General features: G+C 77.6%; 4 protein-coding genes. 1 reads left to right on the forward strand and 3 read right to left on the reverse strand.

What is annotated here, in order from left to right; genetic code table 11:
* Positions 1-269, forward strand: a 269-nt coding sequence (locus tag CS2_RS18075; protein WP_233421266.1) for a PfkB family carbohydrate kinase, incomplete at its 5' end; no start/stop codon positions are given.
* A 6-nt stretch (positions 270-275) separates the two neighbouring features.
* Here CS2_RS18075 and CS2_RS18080 read toward each other — a convergent pair.
* From CS2_RS18080 to CS2_RS19230, 3 genes are all read right to left on the reverse strand, one after another.
* Positions 276-1,280, reverse strand: a complete 1,005-nt coding sequence (locus CS2_RS18080) for a LacI family DNA-binding transcriptional regulator (protein ID WP_046527833.1) — start codon at positions 1,278-1,280, stop codon at positions 276-278.
* Positions 1,281-1,332: 52 nt separating this feature from the next.
* On the reverse strand, positions 1,333-1,986 hold the full coding sequence (locus tag CS2_RS18085; RefSeq protein ID WP_070321003.1) for a hypothetical protein: 654 nt from the start codon (positions 1,984-1,986) through the stop codon (positions 1,333-1,335).
* Positions 1,983-2,595, reverse strand: a 613-nt coding sequence (locus tag CS2_RS19230; RefSeq protein WP_217997413.1) for a hypothetical protein, incomplete at its 5' end; no start/stop codon positions are given. The genes CS2_RS18085 and CS2_RS19230, both read right to left, overlap by 4 nt.

Consider the following 2,595-nt stretch of genomic DNA (forward strand, 5'->3'; position numbering starts at 1 on the left):
CGGCCGCCGCGGGCCGGCTCGCGGAGGCGGTCGTCGTGACGCTCGGCGCGCGCGGCGCGGTGGCGGCGACGTGCACGTCGTCGGCCTACGTCGCCGCGCCCGTCGTCGACGCCGTCGACGCGACCGGGGCGGGCGACGCGTTCGTCGGGGTGCTCGCGTCCCGGCTCGCCGTGGGCGTCGACCTGGGCGGTGCGGTGCAGAGCGCGGTCGCCGCGGCCTCGCAGGCGGTGACCCGGCACGGGACCGTCGAGTCGTACCCGCGCCGCTGAGCCCCCTCAGGGGCGCGTGGTCGACGCGCGGACGAGCAGCTCGGGGCTGATCCGGCTCTGCCGGGTCGGCGCCGAGCCGTCCGCGATCCGCGCCAGCAGGGTGCGGGTGACCTCCTGCGCCAGCGCGGCGAACGGCTGCACGACCGTCGTGAGCGCCGGTTCGGTGATGCCTGCGATCACGGTGCCGTCGAACCCCGTGACGAGCACGCGCCCAGGCACGTCGACGCCGAGGCGGCGCAGCGTCGTGACCACGCCGACGGCGAGCAGGTCGTCGGCGGCGACGACCGCGTCGGGCAGCGGGCCGCGTGCGACCAGCTCCTCGGCGGCGCGCTGCCCGGCCTCGAGGCTGAAGTCGTCGAGCAGGGGTGCGTGCACCTCGAGGCCCGTGCGGGCGACGGCCGCCTCGAAGCCCTCGCGGCGCTCGACACCGGCCGACGTCACGTCGTCGGCGCCGACGAGGACGACGCTGCGGGCGCCACGGTCCACGAGGTGGTCGACGACGACACGCATGCCGAGCGCGTTGTCGACCCCGACGAAGTCGGTGGTCAGGCCCTCGACGCGGCGGTCGAGCTGCACCACGGGCGCGTGCCGGCGTGCCGCGCGCAGCGCGGGGGCGGAGCGCTCGACGTCGGCCGGCACCACCACGAGGCCGTCGATCTGGCGTCCGACGAGCGTCCGCAGCCGGCGTGCCTCGTGGTCCACGTCGCCGTGCGAGTCCGCGATCAGCAGCTCGAGCCCGGGCTCGACGAGCGCGCCCTCGACCGCGTCGACGAGCTGCGCGAAGTACGGGTTGCCGATGACGGGGACCGTCATGCCCACGGTGCGCGTCGAGCCCTCCCGCAGCGCGCGCCCGACGCTGTTCACCTGGTAGCCCAGGCGCCGCGCGACGGCGGTGACGTGCGCCGTCGTCGACGCGGAGACGCGGTTGCGGCCGGTCAGCGCGCGCGACGCGGTCGCGATCGACACGCCCGCCGCCTCGGCCACGTCGCGCAGCCGCACCTCGTCCGTCATGGTCCGCTCCCTCGTCGGCGCCATCCTGTCACGCAGGGGGCGTCCGCCCGCGTCACTCGCGCGCGGTCGGCAGGACGACGTGCTGGGGCAGCTGCCACCACAGGACCACGTCGCTGACCTGGACGTCCGCGGGCAGGACCACGACCGGGGAGACGGTCCACGTGGCCGGGCGCCGCGGGGTCGAGTCCGGCGTGAGCACGTCGTCGAGGTCGCCGAGTGAGGGTGCCGGGCCGGGTGCGTCGACCGGCACGCAGGGGGAGGCCGGCTGCGTGGTCCCCCACCCGTTCGCCACGTAGTCGTACCGCGTGCCGTCGGCGTCCCGCACGGCGAGCGAGCAGCCGCGCAGCACGACGTCGGGGTCGGCGCTCAGCGTCATCTCGACCTGCACCGCGCGGGCGCCCGCGGGCACCACGAGGTCGCGCGGCGGCGTCGTCGCGTCGACGACGGCGTCGAGCCTGACCTCGACGTCGAGCGGGCGCGTGCCGCCGAGCCCGTCGCGCACGTCCTGGTGGAACGCGACGGCCGCGCCGGGGGCGGCCGTCGTGGGATCGTGCAGGCCCTGCTCCCACCACAGGGAGCGCACGCGGTCGGCGGACGCGGCGGCCATGAGCGCCAGCGCGAGCGGCAGGGCGACCAGGGCCCAGCGGTTGCGCCGCCACCACGAGCGCGGACGCGCGGCGGCGGGGGACGGGACGGTGGTGGTCACGGCTGCTCCGGCGGTGCGTCGGACGCGGCGGGGGCGCGCACGGAGGTGTCGTCGGTCGACCACGCGTCCGCGTCGTCCTGCGTGAGGCCCAGGTCGACCTCGGCGACGTCGTCGTGGCGCTGGTCCTCGACGTCGAGGCCGACGCGCAGGCGCGCGCCCGCCACGGCCTCGGGCGGGACCTCGACGTGCAGCGTGGCGTGGCGGGGCACGCCGGGCTGCGCCGCACCGGGCAGGAACGCGGAGCGGCCCCCGGTGAACACCGTGTACGTCCGGCCGTCGCCGCCGAGCAGCTCGGCGAACGCGAGCGCGCGGGGCTGTCCCTTCGCCTCGACCGTCACGGGGACGACCAGCCAGACGCCCGGCGTCGCGAGGAGCGACCCGACCTCGGGCGCCAGGACGGTCGACCCCGTCGGCTCCTCGACGGTGAGCCGCGCGTAGCGGAGGTCGAGCGTGTCGCCGACGTCACCCTCGCGCACGAAGGGAGCGGCCACGCGCTCGTCCACCGGGAACGCCGACGTGACGACGTGACCGACCACGAGCGCGGCCAGGACGGCGGCGCCCGCGCCGAGCGCGCGGCCCGCGGGCGGGCGCACGCGGGGGCGGGCCCGG

The organism is Cellulomonas iranensis NBRC 101100 = JCM 18110 (assembly GCF_001552375.1).
GTDB lineage: Bacteria > Actinomycetota > Actinomycetes > Actinomycetales > Cellulomonadaceae > Cellulomonas > Cellulomonas iranensis.

Coding starts and splice junctions, on each gene's coding strand:
- CS2_RS18080 (WP_046527833.1), bottom strand. CDS start 1,280: ATGACGGACGAGGTGCGGCTGCGCGACGTGGCCGAGGCGGCGGGCGTG.